Below are 23920 nucleotides of genomic sequence, written 5' to 3'. Positions count from 1 at the left end.
CGATCGAGTGATGATCCGCGCCCCGCCGCCGCAGACCCGACATGGTGCATCCATGATCACAACTCCCCTGCGGCGGCGGACCGCTGCCGTCGCCCTCTCCCTGGCCGCGGTCTTCGCGACCTCGGCCGCCACCCTCCCCGCAGCCGCTCCGAAGTCCGGCGCCAGGGCCGCCGCCCCGGCCTGCCCCCAGTTCGACGATCCGATCAAGGCGGCCGTCGACCGCCGCGTCGACGTCGACCGCATCACGCCCGACCCGGTCTGGCGCAAGACCTGCGAAACCCTCTACCGCAGCGACGGCCGCGGCCCGGAGATCGTCTTCGCTGAGGGCCTGAAGCCCCGGGACGTCATCAACGGCCAGTACGACATCGAGAAGTACGTCCTGGTCAACCAGCCCTCCCCGTACGTCTCCACGACGTACGACCACGACCTGTACAAGACGTGGTGGAAGTCGGGATACAACTACTACATCGACGCCCCGGGCGGCGTGGACGTGAACAAGACCATCGGTGACACCCACAAATGGGCCGACCAGGTCGAGGTCGCCTTCCCCGGCGGTGTCGACCGGAAGTACATCATCGGCGTCTGTCCGGTGAACAAGACCACCAAGGTCGAGATCATGAGCGGCTGCCAGAGCAACCCGCACTTCGAGGCCTGGCACTGAGCCCACCCAGGGTGCCTACGGGGCGAGGAGCAGAGCCTCCCCGCCCACCGGCACGAACCCGGCCGCCTGGAACGCCCGCACACTGCGGGCGTTCCCGGGAGCCATCTGCGCCCACACCGGCTCCCCACCGCTCAGCTGCCGCGCGGCAGACGCCAGCGCCCGGCCCATCCCCCGGTGCCGTACCGTCTCCGCCACCTCCACCGCGGCCTCCAGCCGGCCCGCGACCCCGCGCCCGAGGATGAGCACCCCGCCGTCGGCCGCCCACACCCGCACGTCGTCGCGGTGCTTGTGGGCCCGGGCGATCCGGTGATGCCCGGGGTCGTCGATCTCCGTCAGCGTCAGCGGCGGGTCCCCTTGGAGGGGGGAGGCGACCGCCAGGAGGTCGATCGTCTCGTTCGAGCGGCCCGTACGGTCCATGAGGGCGGCCAGGAAGCGCGGGTTCATCGGTGCGGAGAGCGCGTCGCTGTCCACTCCGGCCAGGGTCCGGCGTACCCACTCCGGGTCCTCGTCCGTGAAGACGACCGCGTGCGCGGTGAAGGCGAGCACCCCGGCATCGCGGTGGGAGGACTGGGCCACGATCGTGGTACGGCCGTCGGGAGGCGGGAAGACGCCCAGGGCCACGGAGTCGAGAATGTCCTTCAGCGTTTCCCCCACAGTGCCCCTCCCGGCCTCTTGAGTCTCCACCCACTGGAAGGCCCAGACTCGCCATCATGCTGCGCTATCCGGGGGGAAGCCCCCCAGACCCCCTGCACGACGGCACCGTACATCTCACCATCGGCGAGCTTTCCCGGGCCTCCGGCCTGACCGTACGGACCATCCGCTACTGGTCCGACGAGGGCGCCCTGCCGCCCGTCACCCGGTCGTCCGGTGGTTACCGGCTGTACGACGCCGGCTCCGTGGCCCGCCTCGAACTGATCCGCACCCTGCGCGAGTTGGGCCTCGGCCTGGACCACGTACGCGCGGTGCTGGCCGGTGAGACGACGGTCGCGGAGGTGGCCGCCGCGCATGTGGCGGCGCTGGACGCGCAGATCCGGACCCTGCGGGTGACCCGTGCGGTGCTGTCGTCCGTGGCGAGACGCGGTTCGACCGCGGAGGAGATGACGCTCATGAACAAGTTGGCGCGGCTGTCGGCCGCCGAACGCAAGCGGATCACCGACGACTTCATGGAGGAGACCTTCGGGGGCCTCGACACCGCGGACCCCGACATTCGCACCCGGCTGCGGTTCGGTCTCGGTGAGTTGCCCGAGGACCCCACGCCCGAGCAGGTGGACGCCTGGGTGGAGCTGGCCGAGCTGATCCAGGACCAGGGTTTCAGGACGCGCATGCGGCAGATGATCGAGTTCAACGCGGCGGACCGGGGCCCGGATGCGCGGGCCGGTACTTCCCTGTGGTTGATGAGCCGGCTGGTGCAGCTCGCGGGCGAGGCCCGGGAGCGGGGCGTCGAGCCCGGGGAGCCGGAGGCCGAGGAGGTGCTGGCCGGGCTGCTCGGCAACGCCGACCGGGCCGCCGTACTGGAACGGGTCGAGTTCGCGGCGCACGACGAAATGGCCCGCTTCCGGGAGCTGAAGGCGCTGGTCCGCGGCACGGACCCGCTGCCCGCGCACCGCGAGGAGTTCGCGTGGGTGGTCGCGGCGCTGCGTACCCGCTTGGCCAGCTAATCTGACCTCGTCAGCAGTACGTACATGAAGGGGCGGGTCCCGGTGGCGGACATCGAGGAAGCACGCAAGCAGTTCGATCGGATCGACACGAACGGTGACGGGCTCATCACGGCCGCCGAGTTCAAGTCCGCCCTGGCGCAGGCGGGTGACTGGAACGTCACCGAATCCGTGGCCGAGGTCATCATCGCCTCCCGCGACCTCGACGGCGACAAGCTCCTGTCGTTCGACGAGTTCTGGACGTACCTGAACAAGTAGGTCTGATCAGTACGTGTATGGGGCGCCCGCCGGATCGTCGGTGGGCGCCCTCTCACGTTCCCGCCGGCGGCATCGCGCGGGGCCGTGAGGGAGCGGTCCTTCAGACGGCTGCCCACTCCTGCAGAGCCGTCCTGGTCGCGAAGTCGGCGACGTTCGTGTCGACCGGGTCGTCGGTGTACTGGTGGAAGCGCCAGGTCGCCTGGATACGGGGCTCGCCGGCCGTCACGTAGTCGGCGATCCACAGTCCGTCGCCCGCGTAGGAGGTCGTGTCGACGTTCAGCCAGTAGCTCCTGTTGCAGTAGAGGACGACCCGGTTGTCCGGCCGCAGCTCCTTCAGTTTGCGGATGAAGGTGTCCTTCTCGGCGTTCGACGCGTGGGTGCCGTCGCCCGTCGTCTCCCAGTCGACGGCGAGGATGTCGGCGCCCGCCCGCTCCGAGGCCTTGCTGAGGAAGTACTCGGCCTGGGCGGTCAGGTTGCCGGGCCAGAGGAAGTGGTAGAACCCGACCACACAGCCGGCGTCGCGGGCCCGCTGCGTCTGGGCCGCGAGCTTGGGGTTGACGTACGAACGGCCCTCCGTCGCCTTGATGAAGACGAAGGAGATGCCGTCGGTGTCGTAGGTGGAGGACTGGTACGCACTCACGTCTATGCCGCGCAGCATGGGGTGCTCCCTGAGGTGCCGGTGGGGGAAGTACCGGTGGGGGGACAGGAGTTGCTGGCTCCCCACCTTTGCACAAGTGATTCGGGGGCACGGGTGATTGCCGGTTCGGCCTCTGGTCGTCACCGAAGCCGGCACCGACGCCGACCCGACCCGACCCGACCCGACCCGACCGGGCCGAGGCCTCCGTGTCCGTCGGCGCCGTGGCCGGGATCGCGGTCGTGCACGGGCCCGCCGGGGCGGAGTCGCCCGACGATGGCGCGGGCGCTCCAGGAGCGGGCGCGGGAGGTGCCGGCACGCACTTCGGCGGCTTTTGCGCTACCCCGACAGCGCCTGACCCGACACCTGGGACCTCGCCGGGATGGGTAGCATGCGGCAGGTGGACGTGGTGATGGGTGCGCTGCCCCGGGGGCTCGGACTGGTGGAGCGGGTGGTTCGCGGGGAGCTCGACACCCGGGGAGGGCCTGGCGTCGTCCGGCTGGCGGAGGAGAGCGGGCTGGACAAGGGGCAGGCCTCGCGCCTGTTGCGGGATCTGGTCGGCTCCGGAGTGCTGGCCCGTGACGGGCACGAGTTCCGTGCCGGGACGGATCTGCTGGCCGTGGCGGCGCAGGTCGGCCCGTGGGGAGCGGAGAGCCGGGCGCTGCTGCGAGGCCTGGTGGCCCGGTTCGGGGCGTGTGCGTACGTGGACGTGCTCGGCGGGGCGATGGTGCTCTCGGTGCGGGCCGAACTGGCGGCCTGGGCCGAGTTCGCCTGGGCACGGGCGGGGCGGCAGACACCGGTCTGGTGCACCGGAGCGGGACGGGCACTGCTGTTCGACCACTCCCGGGAGGCGGTCGCCGAACTGCTCGGCGGCGAGGACTTCATCGGGGCGGGCGGTCCCTACGCGCCGCGGACCGTGGACGACCTGTTGGCACGGGTCGCCGCCGACGCCGCGCGAGGGGTCGCGGTGTGCGAGAGCGAGTACGACGAGGACGTGCTGGAAGTCGCCGCGCCGGTGCGGGATCCGCGCGGGGACATCGTGGCGGCGGTCAGCGCGGTCGTTCCGCACGCGGCGGTCAGGGACGACCGGGCCGAGCTGGTCGCGGCGGTGGGTGACGCGGCGTCGCGGCTGGCCCGTCTGCTGGGCTGAGTCTCAGGCGTGGTCGGTTGAGCCCCAGCGGGGGTGCGTCAACTGGTCGGAGCGGCCGGTGTCGCGGGTGGCTCTCGTCTGTTGGATGGAGCCCCGGTCGTGGTCCGGCGAGTTCGTCGGGGCGGTCGGTGGCGTGGTGGCGCGGCCGGCCTGCTGGGCTGAGCCTCGGTCGTGGGTGGTCGAACCTGTCGCGGCGGTCGGTGACGCGGCGCGGTCGGCGCGCCTGCCGATCTGGGCGCCGGCCGTGGTCCGTCGAACTCGTCGCGGCGGTCGGCGGTGCCGTCGGCCCGGCTGCTCGGGTGAGCCTCAGTCCCGGTCCGTCGAACGCAGCGCGGCGGTCAGCCAGTTGCTCCAGCGGACCACCGAGTCGGCACAGGCCGCCGTCGCCGGTTCGAGACGGTGGCGGGGGCCGACGACCTGGACGGCGGCGACGACCTCGCCGCGAAAGTCCCTGACCGGGGCGGCGAGCGAGTACAGACCGGGCTCGGCCTCCTGGTCGACGATGGAGTAGCCCCGCTGCCGGGCCGCGTCGAGCCGGGCCAGGAAATCGTCCAGGTCGGCCGGGGTGTTCGGGCCGTGCCGGACGAAGGCCGTGCGGGAGAGGACGGCCTCGACCTCGGCGCGCTCGGCGTCGAACAGCAGTGCCTGTCCGGCGTCGCTGCAGTAGGCGGGGTAGCCGCGGCCCACCCAGGACACGAACGAGGACAGGGCCGGCGGCATCGACTCGAGGATCGTCACCGAGCTGGCGCCTCGCAGGACTCCCAGGTAGGCGCACTCCTTCGTGTCGGCGGCGACACCCTCCAGCGCGGTCCGGCCGTCCCGGTGCAGCCGTGCCTCGGTGATCTGCTGTGCCCGCGCGTACAGCTCCCAGGCGCCGGAGTAACGCAGCGACGCGGGGTCGCGGCGCAGGAACCGGCCTGCCTCCAGGCTCCGCAGTATGCGGGAGACCTGGCTGCGCTCCCGGCCCAGCAGTGCGGCGACCTCGGCGGCGGTGTGGCCGCGGGGGTCCGGCGGGGGGTGCTCGGCGAAGAGGCGCAGGACGGCAAGGCCGCGTTTCAGGCTGTTGTCGGTGGTCATCGCGGGCCGAGCTTAGCGCCGGGTGAGCGACGGGCCGAGCGCTGTTGTTGCGGGAACATTGCAGGTTGATGGCAATGTCCGTGCAGGATGAGCAACTGGATTTGTTTATTTCGCATCGAAGGTTAGCCTCCTTCCCATCCCGACCCTCGGAAATCAGGCTCATCAGGAGTTCCCGTTGTCCGCTCTGCGCCCGTTCGTACTCCTCGGCTCCGCGACGCTTCTCCTGGCGGGCTGCGCCGACCCCTCCGAGCCGACCGCCACGTCGTCCGGACCGAAGTCCACCGCTTCCGTTTCCGCCGCCCCGATCGCCGAGAACGCCACGCTCGCGGGCAAGGTCCCGTCCGCGGTGAAGGCCGACGGGATCACGGTTGCCAGCGACGTCAGCTATCCCCCGATGGACTTCTTCGCCGCCGACAACAAGACGGTCATCGGTGCCGAGGCCGACCTCGGCGCGGCTCTCGGCACGGTCCTCGGCGTCAAGGTCACCGTCGTCAACGTGCCCTTCGACTCGATCATCCCGGGCCTGCAGGCGGGCAAGTACCAGCTCGGCATCTCCTCCTTCACGGACACCGCCGAGCGGGAGAAGGTCGTCGACTTCGTCACCTACTTCAACGCGGGCACGTCGTTGCTGGTCCGGGCGGGCAACCCCGAGGCGCTCAAGCCGGAGGGCGACTCCCTGTGCGGCCGGACCGTCGCCGTGGCGAAGGGCTCCACGCAGGCGCTGGTGGACCTGCCCGCCCGCGCCAAGACCTGCAAGACGCCGATCAAGGTCAGCACCTTCCCGGACGGCACCGGTGTGAACCTCGCCCTCACCAGTGGCCGCGCCGACGCCGCCCTGGCCGACTCGCCGGTCGCCGCCTACACGGCCAAGCAGTCCGGCGGCAAGCTCGACGTCGTCGGGGACTCCTACGGCAACGCGCCGTTCGGCATCGCGGTCCCGAAGAAGAGCGAGCTGACCGATCTGCTGAAGTCGGCCCTTGAAGACCTCGAGGCGACCGGCGGCTACCGGCAGATCCTCGCCAAGTGGGGCCTGGAGTCAGGGGCGCTCGACGACTTCGAGATCAACGCGGCCTCATGACGAAGGCGACGAAGGCGGGAGAGGCGACGGACGCCACGGATGGGATGGAGACGGCGGAGGCGATGGAGGAGTTGCCGGTCGTCCGCCGGCGCAGACCCGGCCAGTGGGTCCTGACCTTCGTCGTCCTGCTTCTGGCCGCGGCACTGCTCCGGTCGCTGATCACCAACCCGCGCTTCGGCTGGGACACGGTCGGTGCGTGGCTGTTCAGCCGGACCGTGCTGAGGGGGCTGCTGGCCACCCTGGAACTCACCGCCGCGGCCATGGCGATCGGTCTCGTGCTGGGCGTCGGACTGGCGCTCATGCGTCTGTCGGACAACACCGTTGCCCGGACCGTCAGTTGGGCGTACATCTGGCTCTTCCGGGGCACACCGCTGCTGGTCCAACTGCTGTTCTGGGGCTTCATCTCGGCGTTGTACCCGACGCTGTCCCTGCACCTGCCGTTCCTGCCGGCGGTCGGCGAGGTCCCCGCGAACACCGTCGTCACCACCTTCGCCGCGGCCCTGCTGGGCCTCGGCCTCAACGAGGCCGCCTACCTCGCCGAGATCATCCGGGCCGGGATCGTCTCGGTCGACCACGGGCAGACCGAGGCCGCGGAGGCGCTGGGCCTGTCCCGGGCCAGAACCCTGCGCCGGATCATCCTGCCCCAGGCGATGCGGGTGATCATCCCGCCGGTCGGCAACGAGACCATCTCCATGCTCAAGACGACCTCGCTGGTCAGCGTGCTGGCCTACACGGAACTCCTGTACTCCGTACAGATCGTGTACTCCAAGACCTACCAGACGATCCCGATGCTGATCGTCGCCAGCATCTGGTACCTGGCCGTCACCACCCTGCTCAACGTCGGTCAGCACTACCTCGAGCGCCACTTCGCGAAAGGCAGCCGCCGATGATGGTCCAGGCCACCGGGGTTCGCAAGTCCTTCGGCGGACAGGAGGTGCTGCGCGGCATCGACCTGGCCGTGCCGCCCGGGACGGTCACCTGCGTGATCGGCCCGTCCGGCTCGGGGAAGTCCACCTTCCTGCGGTGTGTGAACCACCTGGAGCGGCCCGACAGCGGCCGGATCGTGGTGGACGGATCAACGGTCGGCTACGAGCGGTACGGGCGGGGGCTGCGCGAGTTGCGCCGCCGTGACCTGGCCCGGCAACGCCGCCGGATCGGGATGGTCTTCCAGCGCTTCCACCTGTTCCCGCACCTGACGGCACTCGCCAACGTCGTCGAGGGACCGGTGGGCGCCGGCCGTCCCCGCTCCGAGGCCGCCGACGAGGCCATGGCGCTCCTTGACCGGGTCGGCCTGGCCGACAAGCGCGATGCCTACCCCGCCCAGTTGTCCGGCGGCCAGCAGCAACGGGTGGCCATCGCCCGCGCCCTGGCGATGCGGCCGAAGCTCATGCTGTTCGACGAACCGACCTCGGCGCTCGACCCGGAACTCGTCGGCGAGGTCCTGGACGTCATGCGCGACCTCGCCGCCGACGGCATGACGATGCTCGTCGTCACCCACGAACTGGGCTTCGCCCGCGAGGTCGCCGACGCGGTCGTCTTCCTCGACGACGGCCGGGTGCTGGAGTCCGGGCCGCCCGCCCGCATCCTCACCGCGCCCGACCACCCCCGAACCCGCGACTTCGTGACGAAAGTGCTGTGACGAGTGCTGTGACGACCTTCACCGAGGCCCTGGCCGCCGGACCACTGGTCCTGGACGGCGGCATGTCCAACGAACTGGAGGCCCAGGGCCACGACCTGAGCGGCACGCTCTGGTCCGCCCGTCTGCTGCGCGACGCCCCCGAAGCGATCGAGGCCGTCCACCGCGCCTACTTCGCGGCCGGTGCGCAGATCGCCATCACGGCCAGTTACCAGGCCACCTACGACGGCTTCGCCCGCCTGGGAATCCCACGCGCGCAGACCACGGCCCTGCTGCGACGCAGCGTGACCCTGGCTCGCCGGGCCGCCGCCGGAACGGGCTGGGTCGCCGCGTCGGTCGGCCCCTACGGCGCGATGCTCGCCGACGGTTCCGAATACCGGGGCGACTACGGCCTCACGGTGTCCGAGCTCACCCGTTTCCACCGCCCCCGGCTGGAGGCGCTGGCCGAGGCGGGCCCCGACGTCTTCGCCGTCGAGACCATCCCCGATCTGCGGGAGGCCGAGGCCGTACTGACCGCCCTCGACGGCCTGGGCATCCCGGCCTGGCTCTCCTACAGCATCCGCGGTACGACCACCAGTGCGGGCCAGCCCCTGACCGAGGCCTTCGCCCTGGCCCGCAGCAGCGACGCCGTCGTCGCCACCGGCGTCAACTGTGCCCCCGCCGCCGACACCGCGGCGGCCCTCGCCCTGGTCACCGGTCTGCCGGGCGTCGCCTATCCCAACGGCGGCGGTGTCTGGGACCCCGAGACCCGCGGCTGGCAGGGCGCCGAGGACGAGATCGCGAACCTGGCCCCCTCCTGGCTCGCCGCCGGCGCGGCGATCCTCGGCGGCTGCTGCCGGGTTGGCCCCACCGAGATCAGGGAACTGGCCGCCGGCCTTCACACCGAACCGGCGGCCCGGCCCGCGCCCAGCGCCCGCTGACGCGGTACACCACGCCTCGCCGGCACCACACCCACACCCACACCCACACCCACACCCACACCCACACCCACACCCACACCCACACCCACACCCACAACCACACCCACACCCACGACCACACCCACACCCACGACCACACCCACACCCACGACCACTGAACCAACGCTCTCCCGGGAGACCAACCACGCCTGAACCCATCGGCCTCCCCGTGATCGACCTCTCCGCCCTCGACTGTGACGCGCTCCACCGGGCCGCCCGCGACGTCGGCTTCTTCCAGCTCACCGGCCATGGCGTCACCCCGGCCGAACAGGCCCGGCTCCTGGGCGCCGCCCGCGAGTTCCTCACCCTGCCTGAAGCCGACCGGCACGTCATCGACAACCTCAACTCCCCGCACTCCGCTGCTACACACGGATCGGCAACGAGCAGACCCAGGGCCGCCGCGACCGGCGCGACCAGCTCGACATCAGCAACGAGCTGCCCAGCCATGTGCCCGGCCTCGGCGAACCCCCGTACTGGTGGCTGGAGGGCCCCAACCAGCGGCCGGACGCCCTCCCCGCACCGCGAGAGGTCGCGCTGGAGTGGATGGACCGCCTCAGCGCGGTCGCCCACCGGCTGCTGCACGAACTGCTCGCGTCCATCGGCGGTCCGGAGGACTTCTACGACGAGGCCTTCTCCGGCAACCCGCGCAACAACCTCAAGCTGATCCGCTACCCGGGGCGGGCCCCGGAAGGTGACGACCAGGGCGTGGGCGTACACAAGGACTACGGCTTCCTGACCCTGCTGCTGACGGACGAGGTACCCGGCCTCCAGGTGGAGTCACCGGGCCGGGACGGCTTCATCGACGTTCCGCACCTGCCGGGCGCGTTCGTGGTCAACCTGGGCGAACTGCTGGAGGTGGCGACGAACGGCTACCTGAAGGCGACGAACCACCGGGTCCTCTCCCCGCCCGGAGCACGGGAGCGGTTCTCGGCGCCCTTCTTCCACAACCCCCGCCTGGACGCCCACATCACCCCCCTGCCCTTCCCCGGCGCGGCCCAGGCGAGCGGGGTCACCGAGGACCCGGACAACCCGCTCCACGCGGAGTTCGGCTGGAACGAACTCAAGGGCTGGGCGCGCGCCCACCCCGAGGTCGTCAGGAAACACCACCCTGAGCTGCTGACCGCCTGACGAGGCGCGGGAAGCGGGAAGGGCGGCCCTCACCAAAACCGGCCGCCTCAACACTCGATGATGTTCACCGCAAGCCCACCCCGGGCCGTCTCCTTGTACTTGACGCTCATGTCGACTGCCTGCGCTCATGGCTCTGAGCTGGCGTTTTGGCCCGGCAAGCGCGGCTCGCGCGGCGCCGGGGACTTCTTGCGGATGCTCACCTACAAGGTATCCGGCGACGCTCGACATCCGTTGTGCGGGGCGGATCCCAGAACCATGTTGACGTCTGGGCGAGCATCCGCCCAGGCCGTCGAACCGGCGTACTCGTAATGCGTAGGTCTCGGGTTCGAATCCCGAAGGCGGCTCTGGAAAACCCCGGGACTCACTCGCCGTGACCTGGGGTTTTTCCTTGCCCTTTACCTTCTCGTGGTCTAAACCACCGCCCCGTGAGGTGGGTTCGAGGGTCAGATGGGGCCCAGATGGGGCCCGAATTAGCAAAGCTGGTCTTGCGCATTGAAATGCGTAGGTCTCCAGTTTGAAACTCGAACGCGTATCCAAGGTAAATCCCGGGTCAGGCCTGCGAACTGAGGTCCTCTCTTTCGGGTGGCCATGGAATTCAGGCAAATTGGGCACGCGTGCCCTGCGATGTCGACAGGCGATCAGGATGCTGCGCAGCCCTTGGATCACGGGGCTGCCGCCCGACCGCGGTGTGGGAGAAACGGCCCGTACAGGAAACGGCCCGAGGGGACACACGGGTGTGCGTGGACGCCTTGTGGGCGCGGCAGCTGTGCTGGACCGAAAAGACGGTTCTTCGGAGGCCTGCCGGAGGCTGCTGACCCGGAGAGTCGGTTCGCGGGAGGTGGAGTCCGGCGAGGTAGCTCGCGGACGTTTCGTCGTAGCAGGTGGCGATGTCTCGCCGGTCCTTCACTTTGTTGATGGCCCGCTCGATAGTGTTGGGGTCGTTGTAGGGGCGGTGTCGTGGGTGATGGGCTTGCCGCCCCGGCTGCCTGTCTTCGTGCGGTTCGCGGCAACGTCCTACCGGATCCGCACCCCAACCGAGGCTTGATCACGGCTGAGGACTGACCCTGGCGCTACACCCACGGCCGACCGGCCCCGCGGCACTACGTCGACGGACCCGCACCTGTCCTGAATATCCGTGGTCACCGCGAACCTGCACCACTTACGCTCCACCCCATGCGCAGCGTGTTTGTCTTCCCTGCAGGTGAGCGAGCTGAGACTGTCGCCTCGCTCGATCAGCACCTGCCACAGCAGCGTGATCCGTGGAGCTTGGACGGCAACCTCTACATCGACATTGGCGATGAGCAATCCGGGCACTTCTTCTCCGACTGGGATCCCGACGAGGTTGCAGTCCTTGAAGCGGCTGTCGGACACCATCCCGGCTGGGCAGTGCAGATCGACATTTCCGGGCGCATCGACGGCACCACAGAGATTCGCCAACTGGTCGCGCTGCTAATTGAGCACGGTGGTGTTGCACTTGACGACTACTCCACCCACCCCTGGACTCTGCAGGAAATCGAGTCCGGCACCGTGATCGGCGGCCTACGCTTCTTCGACTTCCGCACCCACCACGGACTCCACCGCGAACAGTGACGTCGAGGGCCGGACTACCGTTCCGGCAAGTTCAGAAAATCATCGGAGACCACAGCCCTTGCCGACCGCCGTCCACTCTGAGCGTTATCCCCGGCCTTGCCCTGGTGAGACAGACCATCACCTGATGTTCACCCGCCTGGCGTGCAGCTCGGAGCATGGCCATGGCGTCCGGCTTCGCGGCGGTGACCAGGGACGGCCCGACGCAGGCGAACGGGAACGCCTCGCCGTCGCCGACAGCCGGGCCCGCCCCGGTGCGCCGGATGGCTTCCAGTACACCGTGACGGTGGGCGACCGCACCCTCGAATGCGCCGCCCCGGAGTTCACCGCAGGACCAACTGGTCGACCGTGTGCTCCGGAAAGGCGAATACACGACGCCACTCGTCGACCGAACCGGTGACGCACGGTGCAAGGCGTCAACACCGTGGAAAAACAGCGCCATGGGAGAGACTTCAATGGCCACGGCCGCGGAAATCAAGATCAGCTTTTCCGGAGACGAGGCCCGCGAGGCGACCGATGCGTTTGAGCTCCAGGGTGGCGAGGGCCGAAGTCGCACCATCTACTTCTGGGACAGCCCGAGGAAGGGCAGCGACGGCATCTCGCTGCCCTTTCTCGACCGCGGAGTCATCTTCCGCCTGCGTCTGGACGACCGGGACCACGGGTCCAAGCGCGAAACGGACATGACCGTCCGACACCCGCAGCCGCCACCTCCAGGAGCCCGACGACCACGACCTGTTGCCCGCACCGGCCGCACCGCTCCCGGCGCCCGAAAAGGGGGCCCGTCGGGCCGCGTTGAAAAGCTGATCCGCTACACCGCCGAGGAGATCCGCCGCCTGCTCAACCGGCTCGTCTGGGCCACCACACCGCCACCACCGGCGATCGTGATCATCCAGTCACGCTGGCGCCGAACCCACCAAACACGCGCACAACGCTGCCACTACGCCACCCGCGACAAACGAGATCGCGAGTCACGGCTGTAGTACCAGGCTCGACCACTAAGCCCTCGGAGACACAGGTGTGCGGTCGCGCGGCCGGGGCTTTTAGGAGATATAAACTCATTTGGGTGTCTAAGCTTGCCGTCAGGCCTGATTCTCTGGAGTCCTCACGATGACGTCGATGAGCCGCCTGCCATGAGGCCCCACCCGACGCGGGGGCGGATCACGGCGCTGGACGCCTACGACATCCGGTTTCCCACGTCTCGTCGGCTTGAAGGGTCGGACGCGATGAATCCCGATCCGGATTATTCGGCGTCATATGTGATCATCCGCACCGATGCCGGGGACGGGCTGGAGGGGCACGGGTTCTGCTTCACCATCGGCCGGGGCAATGAGGTCGAGGTGGCGGCGATCAACGCGTTGCGCCCGCATGTGGTGGGGCTGCGGCTGGGAGAGGTCCTGTCCGACCTCGGGGGGTTCTGTCGCTCGCTCGTCGGCGACAGCCAGCTGCGCTGGCTGGGGCCGGAGAAGGGCGTGGTGCACATGGCCATCGGGGCCGTGGTCAACGCCGTGTGGGATCTGTACGCGAAGCGGGAGGGGAAGCCGCTGTGGAAGCTGCTGGCCGACCTTGCGCCCGAGCAGGTGGTCGCGTTGATCGACTTCCGTTATGTGGAGGACGCGCTGACCCCCGATGAGGCGCTGGGGATTCTGCGGCGGGCGCGGGGCGGGATGGAGGAGCGGGAGGCGCGGCTGCTCGCCGAGGGGTATCCGGCCTATGCCACGTCTCCTGGCTGGCTCGGTTACCCGGACAGCAAGGTCGCCGGGCTGGCCCGGGAGGCCGTGGACAGTGGGTTCAGGCAGATCAAACTCAAGGTCGGTGCCGATCTGGACGACGATGTGCGGCGATGCCGTACCGCGCGGGGGACGATCGGCCCCGGGGTCCGGATGGCGCTGGACGCCAATCAGCGCTGGGGGGTCGCCGAGGCGGTCGGGTGGATACGGCGGCTGGCGGAGTTCGACCCGTACTGGATCGAGGAGCCGACCAGCCCGGACGACATTCTCGGTCTCGCGGCGATCCGCCGGAAGGTGGCGCCGGTGCGGGTGGCGACGGGCGAACACGTGCACAACCGGGTGATGTTCAAGCAACTGCTCCAGGCGGGCGCGATCGACTTTCTGCAGTTGGACGCCTGCCGGGTCGGGGGAGTCAACGAGAACCTGGCGATCATCCTGCTCGCGGCCAAGTTCCGGATCCCGGTGTGCCCGCACGCGGGCGGGGTGGGCCTGTGCGAGCTCGTGCAGCATCTGGCGATGTTCGACTATCTTGCGGTCTCCGGCACCCTCCAGGGCCGGGTCATCGAGTATGTGGATCATCTGCACGAGCACTTCCTCGACCCGGTTGTGATCGTCCGGGGGCGGTACGCGGCCCCGACCGCCCCCGGCTTCAGCGCGGCGATGCGGCCCGGGTCGCTCGCCACGTACGCGTTCCCCGGTGGCGCCGCCTGGCAGCCCCCGTACGACGTGCCCCCGGCTGAGGGACCCCCGACATGAACCCCGGGGAGGAATTCCGGGGGCTGGCCGCGGTCGTCACCGGCGGGGCGTCCGGGATCGGCCTGGCCACCGCCGAGACCCTGGCCGCGAGGGGGTGCCGGGTAGCGGTGCTCGACCGGGCTCCTGGGCCCGTGCCCGCAGGGCTGCACGCGGTACAGGCCGATGTCGGGGACGCCGTGTCGGTGGCCGATGCCGTGAGCCGGGTGGCGGACCTGTTCGGCGGCCTGGATGTGCTGGTCAACAACGCCGGCATCGGCGCGCTGGGCACCGTGGAGGACAACGCGGACGAGGAATGGCACCACGTGCTGGACGTCAATGTGCTCGGCATCGTCCGCACCAGCCGGGCGGCGCTGCCGTATCTGCGCCGGTCTCCCAGCGCGGCCGTCGTCAACACCTGCTCGGTCGCGGCGCTGGCCGGGCTGCCGCAGCGGGCGCTGTACGCGGCCAGCAAGGGCGCGGTTCTCGCGCTGACCCTGGCGATGGCCGCCGACCACATCGGCGAGGGCATCCGGGTCAACTGCGTCAACCCGGGCACCGTGGACACCCCCTGGGTGCGCCGACTGCTCGAACATTCCGACGACCCGGAGGCCGAACGCGCTGCTCTCATTGCCCGCCAGCCCACCGGCCGCCTGGTCACGGCCCAGCAGGTCGCGGACGCCATCGCGTATCTCGCCGGGCCGCTGGCCGGTGCCACCACCGGGACGGCACTCGCCGTGGACGGTGGGATACAGGGCATCCGCAGACGTCCGGACTCCTTCCACTGACATGACCAACTACTGACCACCTACTCGGAGCCGAGCATCATGAAGCGACGCATCGCCGCTGTCGGAACAGCCCTCGCACTCGGCTGTGGGCCGGCCGTCACCGCCTGCGGTGGGGGCACGGGCAGCACCACCGACACCGCTTCGGGCAAGGTCGGGGTGGTGCTGCCGCTGCTCACCTCACCGTTCTGGGAGTCGTACAACTCCTACGTCCCCCAGCAGGCCGCAGCCCAGGACGTCCGCGTGCTGCAGACGGTGAACTCCGACTCCGATCCGAGCAAACAGATCACCGACATCCAGAATCTGCTCGCCCAGAACGTGAAGGGCCTGGTCGTCTCGCCGCTGGACTCCGCGGCGATCGTCGCCGGGCTGAATGCCGCGCAGCGCAAGGGCGTGCCGGTGGTCGCCGTCGATGTGGCGCCGGACAAGGGCAAGGTTGCGATGGTGGTCAGGGCGGACAACCGTGCCTACGGGGAGAAGGCCTGCCGCCGGATCGGCGGCGCGGTGAGGACCGGCAAGGTCGTACAGATCCAGGGCGACCTGGCGTCGGTCAACGGGCGGGATCGCTCGGAGGCGTTCAGCTCGTGCGTCAAGAAGAGCTACCCGGGCATCAAGGTGCTGGACATTCCCGCCGTCTGGAAGGCGGAAAGGGCGGCGGCTGGCCTGGAGGCGCTGTACACCGCCAACCCCGATATCAAGGGCATCTACATGCAGGCGGGCGGCGTGTATCTGGCCCCCACACTGAGCACGCTGCGGCGGCACGACGCGCTGGTGGCGGCCGGTGATCCCAGGCACGTCGTGATCGTCTCCAATGACGGCATCCCGCAGGAGCTTGATGCGATCCGTAAGGGCCTGATCGATGCGACCGTCTCCCAGCCGGCCGACCAGTACGCCAAATACGGCATCTACTACATCAAGCGGGCGATGGAGGGCCAGACCTTCCGGCCGGGCCCGACCGACCACGACAGCACCATCGTCCGGCTGCCCAGCGGACTCCTGGAGGACCAGCTCCCGGCACTGCTGGTGACCAAGGCCAATGTCGACGACGCGTCGCTGTGGGGCAACCAGATCGGCAAGAGCTCCTGACCACCCGGGAGACCGTCCCCTCCCGGGCGCCCAGGAAGCGAGGCCGCGATGAACCGGACGCCACCGACCGAACCCCGCGCCGATGGCGCCGGCCGCCGCGCGGTGGCCGAGGCCCACGGGATCCGTAAGCGTTACGGGCCCACCGTGGCCCTGGACGACGTGCGGATCGCCGTCCGGGCCGGTGAGTCGCACGCCCTGGTCGGCCGTAACGGGGCAGGCAAGTCGACCCTGGTGGCCATCCTGACCGGACTGCAGCGGCCGGACCGCGGCGTTGTCCTGTTCGACGGCGAACCCGCGCCCGGCCTGGCGGACCGTGAGGCGTGGCAGCGGCGGGTCGCCTGCGTCTACCAGCAGTCGACGATCATCCCGGATCTCACTGTCGCCGAGAACCTGTACGTCAACCGGCAACCCACGGTTCGCGGCCAGGTGATCAGCTGGCGGCGGATGCGCTCGGCGGCCCGCGAGCTGCTGGACGAATGGGGTGTGGAGGTCCACGAGAACGTGCCGGCCGGTGGGCTCACCGTCGAGGACGCCAAGATGGTGGAGATCGCGAGGTCGATCTCGCGTGGAACCCGGTTCATCATTCTGGACGAGCCGACCGCCCAGCTGGACAGCCGGGCGATCGACCGCCTGTTCACCCATATTCGGCGGTTGCAGAGGGCCGGGATCACGTTTCTCTACATCTCCCACCATCTGGAGGAGGTCTACGCCGTCTGCCAGGTCGTCACCGTCTTCCGGGACGCCCGCTGGATCACCACGGCGCCCGTGGGCGAGCTGGGCAGGACCGAACTCGTCCGGGCGATGACCGGAGAGCGGGGCGCGGGTGCGGTTCCCGGCGACGGCGCGATCCGGTCGCAGTTGGCGAACGCGCCCGTGGCCGTACGGGTGCACCGGCTGAGCGGCCCGCATTTCACGGACGTCAGCTTCGCCATCCGGTCCGGCGAGACGGTGGGGCTGACCGGGCTCGCGGGCTCCGGGAGCCATCAGGTCGCCGAGGCGCTGGCCGGGCTGTACCGGCCCGACAGCGGGCGGATCGAGGTGCTCGGCCGTCCGACGCGGCCTGGCAGTGTCGCCTCGGCGCTCGCGGCGGGCGTGGGCTGTGTACCGCGTGACCGGCACCATGAAGGGCTGGTGCCGGAGCTGTCGGTGGCCGAGAACGCCTCCATGACCATCATGGACCGGCTGGGGCGGCTGGGCGTGATCTCGCGCCGGGCCCGGGACATCTTCGCGCGGCGGACGATCACCGGTCTCGACATCACGACGGACGGCCCGGACCAGCCGGTCAAGGACCTGTCGGGCGGTAATCAGCAGAAGGTCGTCATGGGCCGGGCGCTGGCCACCGACCCGCCGGTACTGGTCCTCATCAACCCGACGGCGGGTGTCGACGTGAAGTCCAGGCGGGCGCTGCTGTCGGTCGTCGACCGGGCCAGGGACGCGGGACGCGCGGCGCTCGTCGTCTCGGACGAGCTGGCGGACCTGCGGACCTGCGACCGCGTCCTGGTGATGTTCAACGGCTCTCTCGCCGCCGAGTACACCGTCGGCTGGACCGACGGAGAACTGGTGGCCTCGATCGAAGGGGTCGGCACCGGCCATGAATGACACCGTGCAGAACGGCCCGATGCCCGGTGACGGACCGGAAAGGGCCGTCCGCCACCCCGTACGCGCGATCGCCCTGGGCCGGATCCGTGACCTGGCGCTGCTGCCCGCGCTGCTCCTGCTGCTGGTCATCGGTGCGGTCAGCAACGAGAGCTTTCTTGAGCGGGACAACCTGCTGAATGTGCTCAGCGCCTCCTCGGCGCTCGGACTGCTGGTGCTCGCCGAGGCGATGATCCTGATCAGCGGCAAGATGGACCTCTCGCTGGAGTCGATCGCGGGGCTGGCCCCGGCCCTCGGCTTCATGGTCGTGCTCCCGGCCGCATCGGCGGGTTTCGGCAGCGAGTTGCCCACCTGGTTCGGCCTGCTGGTCATTCCGCTCACCGGGGCGCTGATCGGGGCCGCGAACGGTCTGCTGATCGTCAAGCTCCGGCTCAACGGCTTCATCGTCACCCTGGCGATGAATATCGTGCTGCGCGGAGTCCTGGTCGGCATGGTGTCCGGCAAGACCCTGTTCGACGCCCCCGCCGCGTTCTTCGCCCTCGGGTCCGACACCTGGCTCGGCGTCCCCGTCTCCGTGTGGGTGACCGGCGCCTGTTTCGCCGCCGCCGGGTGGGTGCTGCGCTACCACCGGCTGGGACGCGCGGTGTACGCGGTGGGCGGCAACGCCCCCGCTGCGCGGGCGGCGGGCATCCGGGTCGACCGGGTGGCCTGGGGAGTTCTGGTCATCGGCGGGACGCTGGCCGCGCTGGCCGGTCTGGTGATCGCCGGACGGGTCGGGGCGATCAACGCCAATCAGGGACAGGGCCTGATCTTCACCGTGTTCGCGGCCGCCGTCATCGGCGGCATCAGCTTGAACGGCGGCAAGGGATCCCTGGCCGGGGCGCTGCTCGGGGTCCTGCTGCTGGGCATGCTGGAGAACCTGCTCACCCTGGCGCAGGTGTCGTCCTTCTGGATCCAGGCCGTCTACGGCGCGATCATCCTGGTGGCGCTGATGATCGCCCGGCTCACCACCGGCGAGGGCCAGGAGTAGGGCGAGGCCCGAGTGGTCCCGAGGGGGAGCAGCGTCGGGCGATACGCCATAGAATGACCCATATGCCATCCGCCAGATAGGACGGCTCTCATGATGTTCCCCCAGGAGGTAAGACCGGACGGAACGCATGGACCGTTCGAGATGGCGAACGTGGCTGCTGCGGTGATCGACGCGGAGGGCACGGTCATCGCCTGGACAGGGGCCGCTGAGCGGCTCCTGGGATACGGCGCGGCGGAGGTCCTCGACCGCTCCGCCGCCACTCTGCTGGCCCAGCCCGAAGATGCGGCACGGGCGGCCGAGGTCGTCGAGGAGTGCGGTACCCGGGAGAGCTGGGGCGGTCTGGTGGGCGCCCGGCACCGGGACGGCCGCCGTCTCGAGGTCGGGCTGCGGGTGACCGCGATGTCCGACACCGACGACCGTAGGGCCTGGCTCGTATCGGCGATCGACGTGTCGAAGGCTCCGACCTGGGCGGTCGGCGGGGAAGTGCTGGAAGGTTTCCTCACCCGCTCACCGCTCGGCATGGCCGTGCTCAGCACGGACCTGCGGTACGTGTGGATGAACGACACCCTGGAGCGCTACGGGGGTGTGCCGCGCGACGAGCGGCTCGGGCGCCGGATGTCGGACTCGTTGCCGGGCCTGAACACCGATGCCCTCGAAGCGCAGATGCGGCGAGTGCTGGAGACCGGCGTGCCGGTCATCGACTACGAGTACCGGGGCTGGACCTGGGCGGATCCGCACCAGGAACACGCCTACTCCACCTCCTTCTTTCGGCTCGACGACCCGGATGGCAACCCGCTGGGCGTGTGCTACATGGGCATGGACGTCACCGACCGATGGCGGGCCCGGGAGCGCCTGGCCCTGCTCAGCGAGGCCAGCGCCCGTATCGGGGGCACGCTGAATGTGATGCGGACCGCCCAGGAGCTGGCCGACTTCTCGGTGCCGCGGCTCGCCGACTTCGTGACCGTCGATCTGCTGGAAGCGGTGCTGCACGGCGAAGAACCCGGTTCGGGGCCGGCCGGCAGCGCGTATCTGCTGCGGCGTGCCGGGCAGCAGTCGATCCACGAGGGCTGCCCGGAGTCGGTGATCGCCACGGGTGACTCGATCGACGCCCCCGGGTCCTCGCCGTACTTCGAGTGCATGGTCAGCGGCACCGCGGTGCTGGAACCGTTCCTGGACCCGGCCACCGCCCCGTGGGTCGCGGAGGACCCGGCGCGGGCCAGGAGCATCGCGGAGTTCGGGATTCACTCGGTGATGTGGGTGCCGCTGTCCGCGCGCGGCACCGTGCTGGGGGTGGCGACCTTCATCCGTACGGAGCATCCGCATCCGTTCGAGGAGGACGATCTGCTGCTCGCCGAGGAGCTTGTCAGCCGGGCCGCGGTGTGGGTGGAGAACGCCCGCCGCTACACCCGTGAACACGCTGCGGCGCTGGCCCTGCAGCGCAGTCTGCTCCCGCAGGAGCTGAACGGCGGGACCGCCATGGAGGTGGCCTCGCGCTATCTGCCGACCAACGTACGGGAAGGGGTGGGCGGCGACTGGTTCGACGTGATCCAGCTGTCCGGCGCCCGGGTCGCCCTGGTCGTCGGTGACGTCGTCGGGCACGGCCTCAACGCCGCGGCGACCATGGGCAGGCTGCGTACCGCCGTGCTGACGCTCGCCGACATGGACCTGCCGCCCGATGAGCTGCTGGCCCACCTGGACGACCTGGTGATCCGCCTGGCGGAGGAGAAGGGCGGCGACGACGAGCCCATCGCCACCGCGGTACTGGGCGCCACCTGCCTCTACGTCGTCTACGACCCGGTCACCCAGCTGTGCACCATGGCCCGGGCCGGACATCCGCCGCCCGCCGTGGTCACCCCCGGCGGCAAGGTCACCTTCCCGGACCTTCCGGCGGGCCCTCCGCTGGGCCTCGGCTCGTTGCCCTTCGAGTCCGCCGAGATGTCCCTCCCCGAGGGAAGCCTGATCGCCCTCTACACCGATGGCCTCATCGAGAGCAGTGACCAGGACATCGACGTCGGGCTGTCCCGACTCAGCGATGTGCTCGCGCAGTCCGGCCTGCCGCCGGAGGAGCTGTGCTCGGCGGTCATGGACAATCTGCTGACCGGCCCGCAGACCGACGACGTCGCTCTGCTCCTGGCCCGGCCGCACGCGCTGGGCGCCGACCGGGTCGCCTCGTGGGACCTGCCGACGGATCCGGCGATCGTCGCGAGCGCCAGGGAGCTGGCCGGCCGCCAGCTCATCGGATGGGGGCTGGACGACCTGGTGATGACCACGGAACTGGTGGTCAGCGAGCTGGTCACCAACGCCATCCGGCACGGCACCGGACCCGTCAGGCTGCGCATGATCCGGCATGACAAGTTGATCTGCGAGGTGTCCGACGCCAGCAACACCTCGCCCCGGATGGGCCACGCGCGGACCACCGACGAGGGCGGCCGGGGTTTGTTCCTGGTCGCCCAGCTGACCCGTCGTTGGGGTACGCGCTACACCCAGGCCGGAAAGATCATCTGGGCCGAGCAGGACCTCCCGGGGCGGGTGGGCAACCGGGGCGGGCGCTGAGGGTGCTGCGCAGCCCTTGGAGCACGGGGCTGCCGCCCGACCGGGGTGCGGGAGAAACGGCCCGTACAGGAAACGGCCGAAGGGACACACGGGGTGTGCGTGGACGCCTTGTGGGGCGCGGCAGCTGTGCTGGACCAACTTGGCGCCTGATCAACGGGCCTTCCCCTGGAAGGAACTGCACTCACCGGACAATGTCTGCTCGGGCCATCCCGATGGAACGTCAGGTCAGTACGGGATGGGTGTCCCGTCGTCCTCCGGCTGCTCGCGCCAGCGGGCCAGGTTGGCCTGGGCGATACGGGTGTAGGGGTGGCGGGGGCCCAGGACCCGCAGCATGTCGTGCAAGAGTTCCTCCGTGAGGGAGACCGCGCCCGCGCGGTCTCCGGCCTCGCTCCGCCAGCAGGCGAGATTGCTGCGGGTGGCGAGGGTGCGCGGATGGTCGGGGCCCAGGACGCGGGAGCGGTCCTTCAGCAGCGTGGTCAGGGAGTTGGCGGCGCCCAAGGCGTCCCCGGCCTCTCCCTGCCAGCGAGCGAGTTCGTGACGGGTGGTGAGGGTGTCCGGGTGGTCGGGGCCCAGGATCAGTTCCTGATCCTCAAGGAGTTCTGCGGTCGCCGACGCGGCGGCCTTGTGGTCGCCTGCACGGCCGCGAACGTGGGCGAGGTGGCTGCGCGCGGTGAGCGTGTAGGGATGCTCCGGGCCCAGGATCCGCAGCATGTCCTCCAGCAGTTCGCCGGTGGCCACGGCGGCGTCGGCCGGGTCGCCCGTCCGGCCACGCCAGTACTGGAGGTTGCTGCGTGTGGAGAGGGTCAGCTCATGGTCCTGGCCCAGGATCCGCGTCCGGTCCCGGAGCAGGTCGGCCGTCGCCGCGGCGGCCCCTTCGGGATCGCCTGCCTCGCCCCGCCACCGGGCGAGGTTACTGAGCGTGGTGAGGGTGTGGGAGTGATCAGGGCCGAGGACCCGCAGGACGTCCCCGAGCAGGTCGGCGGTCTCGTCCGCGGCGCCGGAGGCGTCGCCCGCCTCGCCCCGCCAGCGGGCATGACCGCCCCGCGCAAGCAGCGTGTCGAGGTGGTCTGGGCCGCAGTACCGCCGCAGCGTGCGGGCGAGGTCCTCGAAGTAGTCGCGGGCCGCGCTGACTTGGCCCGTCTTGCCGAGACTCCGGCCGATGCGGTGCAGCAAGGGATGCGGGTGCGGCCGGTGCAGGGCGTCCTGCCCGTGCCGCATCAGCGCGGTGGTGTTGGCCCGCAGGGCCTGGGCGAAGCCGGTGTCGCGCTCGATGTCCGGCCATATGGCGGTCAGCGCGTCGGCGGCGGCCCGCACCAGCCGCTCGTACTCGGCCGGGGCCAGCGCGTCACGGACCGTGCGCTGGATGAGCTGGTGGATGCGCACGCCTTGAGGGGAATCGCCCGGGGTGTGGTCGATCAGGTTCAGACGGTGGAGCGCGCGCAGGGCTCCGCGGGCTTCCTCGTCGGTGCACTCCCCCTGCCGCTGTCCCCGCCGGTGCCGCCCTCGTACCGAGGTCGACAGGTGGTCGAGGGCTGGGCCGTCGGTCAGGACCTTGTTGGGGATGCCGTTCGCGTCGAGCATGGCGGCCAGTTGGAGCATGGGCCGGGCGAGGCCCGTGGGGCGGAGACCGTTGGCGTGGTCGATCGACAGGGCCCAGGCGGCGGCCATGGGGGCGTCCTGGTCGTCGGGCAGGGTCCGTTGTTCGGGCAGGAGCTCGGCGAGGTTGCGGGCTCCGTTGGCGAGGAGTTCGCGATAGGCCGTCGCGTCCAGACCGGCGTCCAGCATGAAGGCCGCGCCCTGGGAGAGGGCCAGGGGGAGGTATCCGAGATCTCTCGCGAGGTCCGCGAGGGTGTCCTTGGGCTCGGTGCTGCCGTGGTCGGACAGGCTGCTGGACAGATAGGCGACGGCCTCCTCCGGGCCGAACAGGCCGACGGGCACCAGGCGTCGGCCGCCGCCGCTCAGCGCCGCGTCCCGGCGCCGGGTGGTGATCACCGTACGGCCGTACGGACTGTCCGGGGGCCACAGGTGCCGCAGGTCGCCCGGATCGGAGACGTCGTCCAGCACGATGAGCCAACGGCATGGCTGCGCCCGCGTCCTGTGCTCCAGCCAGGCCAGAAAGGTGACGGCAGCCTGCTCCGGGCTGCCGGAATCCGCGCCGAGCAGCTCCGACGCGGCCTGGGCGTACATGGTGACGATACCGGCCCGGGTGTTGGCGTTGATCCACAGCAGCAGGTCCAGTTGACCGGACTTCCACGCGTCGCGCGCGTACAGGGCGGCGAGTTGGGTCTTGCCGACTCCGGCCGTCCCGGTCAGCACATGAGTGCCCGCGGGCTGACCGGTGGCCGACTCCTGGTTCAACGCCTCACTGGCGGTCCGGCGTTGATAGTAGTCAGCCTCCCGAGGAATGGTCCCGATCCGGGGCGGACGCTCCGCCCGCTGCTGGGGAAAGGCCGGCACACCGCCGTAAGGCATGGCGTGGTAGGCGCCGATCGCTATGCCCCCGGCACCGGCCTGCGCGCTCACACCTCCCGGCCGGTCCCCGATGAGCCCGGACTGCGCGAGGTCAGGGCCGCCGGACGCCGGTCCAG

20 protein-coding genes and 1 pseudogene are annotated in these 23920 nt (G+C 70.2%); 17 read left to right on the top strand and 4 right to left on the bottom strand.

Translation table 11 applies throughout. The features are described from left to right. Positions 1-52: 52 nt before the first annotated feature. On the top strand, positions 53-661 hold the full coding sequence (locus G3I56_RS30390; RefSeq protein WP_164414525.1) for an ADP-ribosyltransferase: 609 nt from the start codon (positions 53-55) through the stop codon (positions 659-661). A 15-nt stretch (positions 662-676) separates the two neighbouring features. On the opposite strand, the gene G3I56_RS30385 is transcribed toward G3I56_RS30390, so the two are convergent. Continuing rightward, positions 677-1315, bottom strand: coding sequence for a GNAT family N-acetyltransferase (locus G3I56_RS30385; RefSeq protein ID WP_164414523.1), 639 nt, complete (start codon positions 1313-1315; stop codon positions 677-679). A 56-nt stretch (positions 1316-1371) separates the two neighbouring features. Here G3I56_RS30385 and G3I56_RS30380 point away from each other — a divergent pair, with 56 nt between their 5' ends. Further along, positions 1372-2319 carry a MerR family transcriptional regulator gene (locus G3I56_RS30380; RefSeq protein WP_164414521.1) on the top strand — a complete coding sequence of 316 codons (948 nt, stop codon included), beginning with the start codon at positions 1372-1374 and terminating at the stop codon, positions 2317-2319. A gap of 42 nt (positions 2320-2361) precedes the next feature. Then, positions 2362-2574, top strand: coding sequence for an EF-hand domain-containing protein (locus G3I56_RS30375; RefSeq protein ID WP_164414579.1), 213 nt, complete (start codon positions 2362-2364; stop codon positions 2572-2574). A 100-nt stretch (positions 2575-2674) separates the two neighbouring features. Here the strand turns inward: G3I56_RS30375 and G3I56_RS30370 are convergent, their stop codons facing one another. Continuing rightward, a complete protein-coding gene (locus G3I56_RS30370) occupies positions 2675-3232 on the bottom strand; it encodes a glycoside hydrolase family 25 protein (protein ID WP_164414519.1) in 558 nt (185 codons plus the stop codon). 367 nt (positions 3233-3599) lie between these two features. Between G3I56_RS30370 and G3I56_RS30365 the strand changes: the two genes are divergently transcribed. After that, complete coding sequence (locus G3I56_RS30365) at positions 3600-4358, top strand: IclR family transcriptional regulator C-terminal domain-containing protein (protein ID WP_164414517.1); 759 nt, start codon at positions 3600-3602, stop codon at positions 4356-4358. Between the two features lie 306 nt (positions 4359-4664). Here the strand turns inward: G3I56_RS30365 and G3I56_RS30360 are convergent, their stop codons facing one another. Then, complete coding sequence (locus tag G3I56_RS30360; RefSeq protein WP_164414515.1) at positions 4665-5435, bottom strand: IclR family transcriptional regulator; 771 nt, start codon at positions 5433-5435, stop codon at positions 4665-4667. A gap of 175 nt (positions 5436-5610) precedes the next feature. On the opposite strand from G3I56_RS30360, the gene G3I56_RS30355 reads away from it, so the two are divergent. The 13 genes and pseudogenes from G3I56_RS30355 (at position 5611) to G3I56_RS30295 (ending at position 21332) form a co-directional block, all read left to right on the top strand. Next, positions 5611-6513: an ABC transporter substrate-binding protein gene (locus G3I56_RS30355; protein WP_203690984.1), complete on the top strand. Its 903-nt coding sequence runs from the start codon at positions 5611-5613 to the stop codon at positions 6511-6513. After that, positions 6510-7403 carry an amino acid ABC transporter permease gene (locus G3I56_RS30350; RefSeq protein ID WP_239135195.1) on the top strand — a complete coding sequence of 298 codons (894 nt, stop codon included), beginning with the start codon at positions 6510-6512 and terminating at the stop codon, positions 7401-7403. The genes G3I56_RS30355 and G3I56_RS30350 overlap by 4 nt, the downstream gene beginning before the upstream one ends. Then, on the top strand, positions 7403-8152 hold the full coding sequence (locus tag G3I56_RS30345) for an amino acid ABC transporter ATP-binding protein (protein ID WP_164414574.1): 750 nt from the start codon (positions 7403-7405) through the stop codon (positions 8150-8152). Before G3I56_RS30350 ends, G3I56_RS30345 begins: the two co-directional genes overlap by 1 nt. Next, on the top strand, positions 8149-9069 hold the full coding sequence (gene mmuM, locus G3I56_RS30340; RefSeq protein WP_343240094.1) for a homocysteine S-methyltransferase: 921 nt from the start codon (positions 8149-8151) through the stop codon (positions 9067-9069). Before G3I56_RS30345 ends, mmuM begins: the two co-directional genes overlap by 4 nt. A gap of 196 nt (positions 9070-9265) precedes the next feature. Continuing rightward, a pseudogene (locus G3I56_RS30335) lies at positions 9266-10236 on the top strand (2OG-Fe(II) oxygenase family protein). A 1173-nt stretch (positions 10237-11409) separates the two neighbouring features. After that, the gene (locus tag G3I56_RS30330) at positions 11410-11826 is read left to right on the top strand and encodes a hypothetical protein (protein WP_164414513.1); all 417 of its coding nucleotides are present in this window, start codon (positions 11410-11412) and stop codon (positions 11824-11826) included. Between the two features lie 452 nt (positions 11827-12278). After that, on the top strand, positions 12279-12803 hold the full coding sequence (locus G3I56_RS30325; protein ID WP_164414511.1) for a hypothetical protein: 525 nt from the start codon (positions 12279-12281) through the stop codon (positions 12801-12803). Positions 12804-12953: 150 nt separating this feature from the next. Continuing rightward, the gene (locus G3I56_RS30320) at positions 12954-14306 is read left to right on the top strand and encodes an L-fuconate dehydratase (protein ID WP_164414509.1); all 1353 of its coding nucleotides are present in this window, start codon (positions 12954-12956) and stop codon (positions 14304-14306) included. Next, positions 14303-15070 (top strand): SDR family oxidoreductase, encoded by a 768-nt coding sequence (locus tag G3I56_RS30315; RefSeq protein ID WP_164414507.1) that lies wholly within the window; start codon positions 14303-14305, stop codon positions 15068-15070. Before G3I56_RS30320 ends, G3I56_RS30315 begins: the two co-directional genes overlap by 4 nt. Positions 15071-15109: 39 nt before the next feature. Beyond that, positions 15110-16153: a sugar ABC transporter substrate-binding protein gene (locus tag G3I56_RS30310; protein WP_164414505.1), complete on the top strand. Its 1044-nt coding sequence runs from the start codon at positions 15110-15112 to the stop codon at positions 16151-16153. 48 nt (positions 16154-16201) lie between these two features. After that, entirely contained in the window at positions 16202-17752 is a 1551-nt protein-coding gene (locus tag G3I56_RS30305) for a sugar ABC transporter ATP-binding protein (RefSeq protein ID WP_164414502.1), read from the top strand. Between the two features lie 19 nt (positions 17753-17771). Continuing rightward, positions 17772-18779: an ABC transporter permease gene (locus G3I56_RS30300; protein WP_164414570.1), complete on the top strand. Its 1008-nt coding sequence runs from the start codon at positions 17772-17774 to the stop codon at positions 18777-18779. A gap of 90 nt (positions 18780-18869) precedes the next feature. Then, a complete protein-coding gene (locus G3I56_RS30295) occupies positions 18870-21332 on the top strand; it encodes a SpoIIE family protein phosphatase (RefSeq protein ID WP_164414500.1) in 2463 nt (820 codons plus the stop codon). Between the two features lie 225 nt (positions 21333-21557). On the opposite strand, the gene G3I56_RS30290 is transcribed toward G3I56_RS30295, so the two are convergent. Beyond that, the gene (locus tag G3I56_RS30290) at positions 21558-23855 is read right to left on the bottom strand and encodes a tetratricopeptide repeat protein (protein ID WP_164414498.1); all 2298 of its coding nucleotides are present in this window, start codon (positions 23853-23855) and stop codon (positions 21558-21560) included. Positions 23856-23920 lie beyond the last annotated feature (65 nt).

The sequence above is a fragment of the Streptomyces sp. SID12488 genome, from assembly GCF_010548275.1.
Lineage (GTDB): Bacteria > Actinomycetota > Actinomycetes > Streptomycetales > Streptomycetaceae > Streptomyces.
The sequence above is the reverse complement of the archived record's forward strand: the minus strand, read 5'-3'. Positions and strand labels throughout refer to the sequence as shown.

What these genes read in the sequence shown, in the direction of transcription:
- G3I56_RS30390 (WP_164414525.1), top strand. Translation starts at nt 53, where the DNA reads ATGATCACAACTCCCCTGCGGCGGCGGACCGCTGCCGTCGCCCTCTCC.
- G3I56_RS30380 (WP_164414521.1), top strand. Translation starts at nt 1,372, where the DNA reads ATGCTGCGCTATCCGGGGGGAAGCCCCCCAGACCCCCTGCACGACGGC.
- G3I56_RS30370 (WP_164414519.1), bottom strand. Translation starts at nt 3,232, where the DNA reads ATGCTGCGCGGCATAGACGTGAGTGCGTACCAGTCCTCCACCTACGAC.
- G3I56_RS30365 (WP_164414517.1), top strand. Translation starts at nt 3,600, where the DNA reads ATGCGGCAGGTGGACGTGGTGATGGGTGCGCTGCCCCGGGGGCTCGGA.
- G3I56_RS30360 (WP_164414515.1), bottom strand. Translation starts at nt 5,435, where the DNA reads ATGACCACCGACAACAGCCTGAAACGCGGCCTTGCCGTCCTGCGCCTC.
- G3I56_RS30350 (WP_239135195.1), top strand. Translation starts at nt 6,510, where the DNA reads ATGACGAAGGCGACGAAGGCGGGAGAGGCGACGGACGCCACGGATGGG.
- G3I56_RS30345 (WP_164414574.1), top strand. Translation starts at nt 7,403, where the DNA reads ATGGTCCAGGCCACCGGGGTTCGCAAGTCCTTCGGCGGACAGGAGGTG.
- G3I56_RS30330 (WP_164414513.1), top strand. Translation starts at nt 11,410, where the DNA reads ATGCGCAGCGTGTTTGTCTTCCCTGCAGGTGAGCGAGCTGAGACTGTC.
- G3I56_RS30325 (WP_164414511.1), top strand. Translation starts at nt 12,279, where the DNA reads ATGGCCACGGCCGCGGAAATCAAGATCAGCTTTTCCGGAGACGAGGCC.
- G3I56_RS30320 (WP_164414509.1), top strand. Translation starts at nt 12,954, where the DNA reads ATGAGGCCCCACCCGACGCGGGGGCGGATCACGGCGCTGGACGCCTAC.
- G3I56_RS30315 (WP_164414507.1), top strand. Translation starts at nt 14,303, where the DNA reads ATGAACCCCGGGGAGGAATTCCGGGGGCTGGCCGCGGTCGTCACCGGC.
- G3I56_RS30310 (WP_164414505.1), top strand. Translation starts at nt 15,110, where the DNA reads ATGAAGCGACGCATCGCCGCTGTCGGAACAGCCCTCGCACTCGGCTGT.
- G3I56_RS30305 (WP_164414502.1), top strand. Translation starts at nt 16,202, where the DNA reads ATGAACCGGACGCCACCGACCGAACCCCGCGCCGATGGCGCCGGCCGC.
- G3I56_RS30300 (WP_164414570.1), top strand. Translation starts at nt 17,772, where the DNA reads ATGCCCGGTGACGGACCGGAAAGGGCCGTCCGCCACCCCGTACGCGCG.
- G3I56_RS30295 (WP_164414500.1), top strand. Translation starts at nt 18,870, where the DNA reads ATGATGTTCCCCCAGGAGGTAAGACCGGACGGAACGCATGGACCGTTC.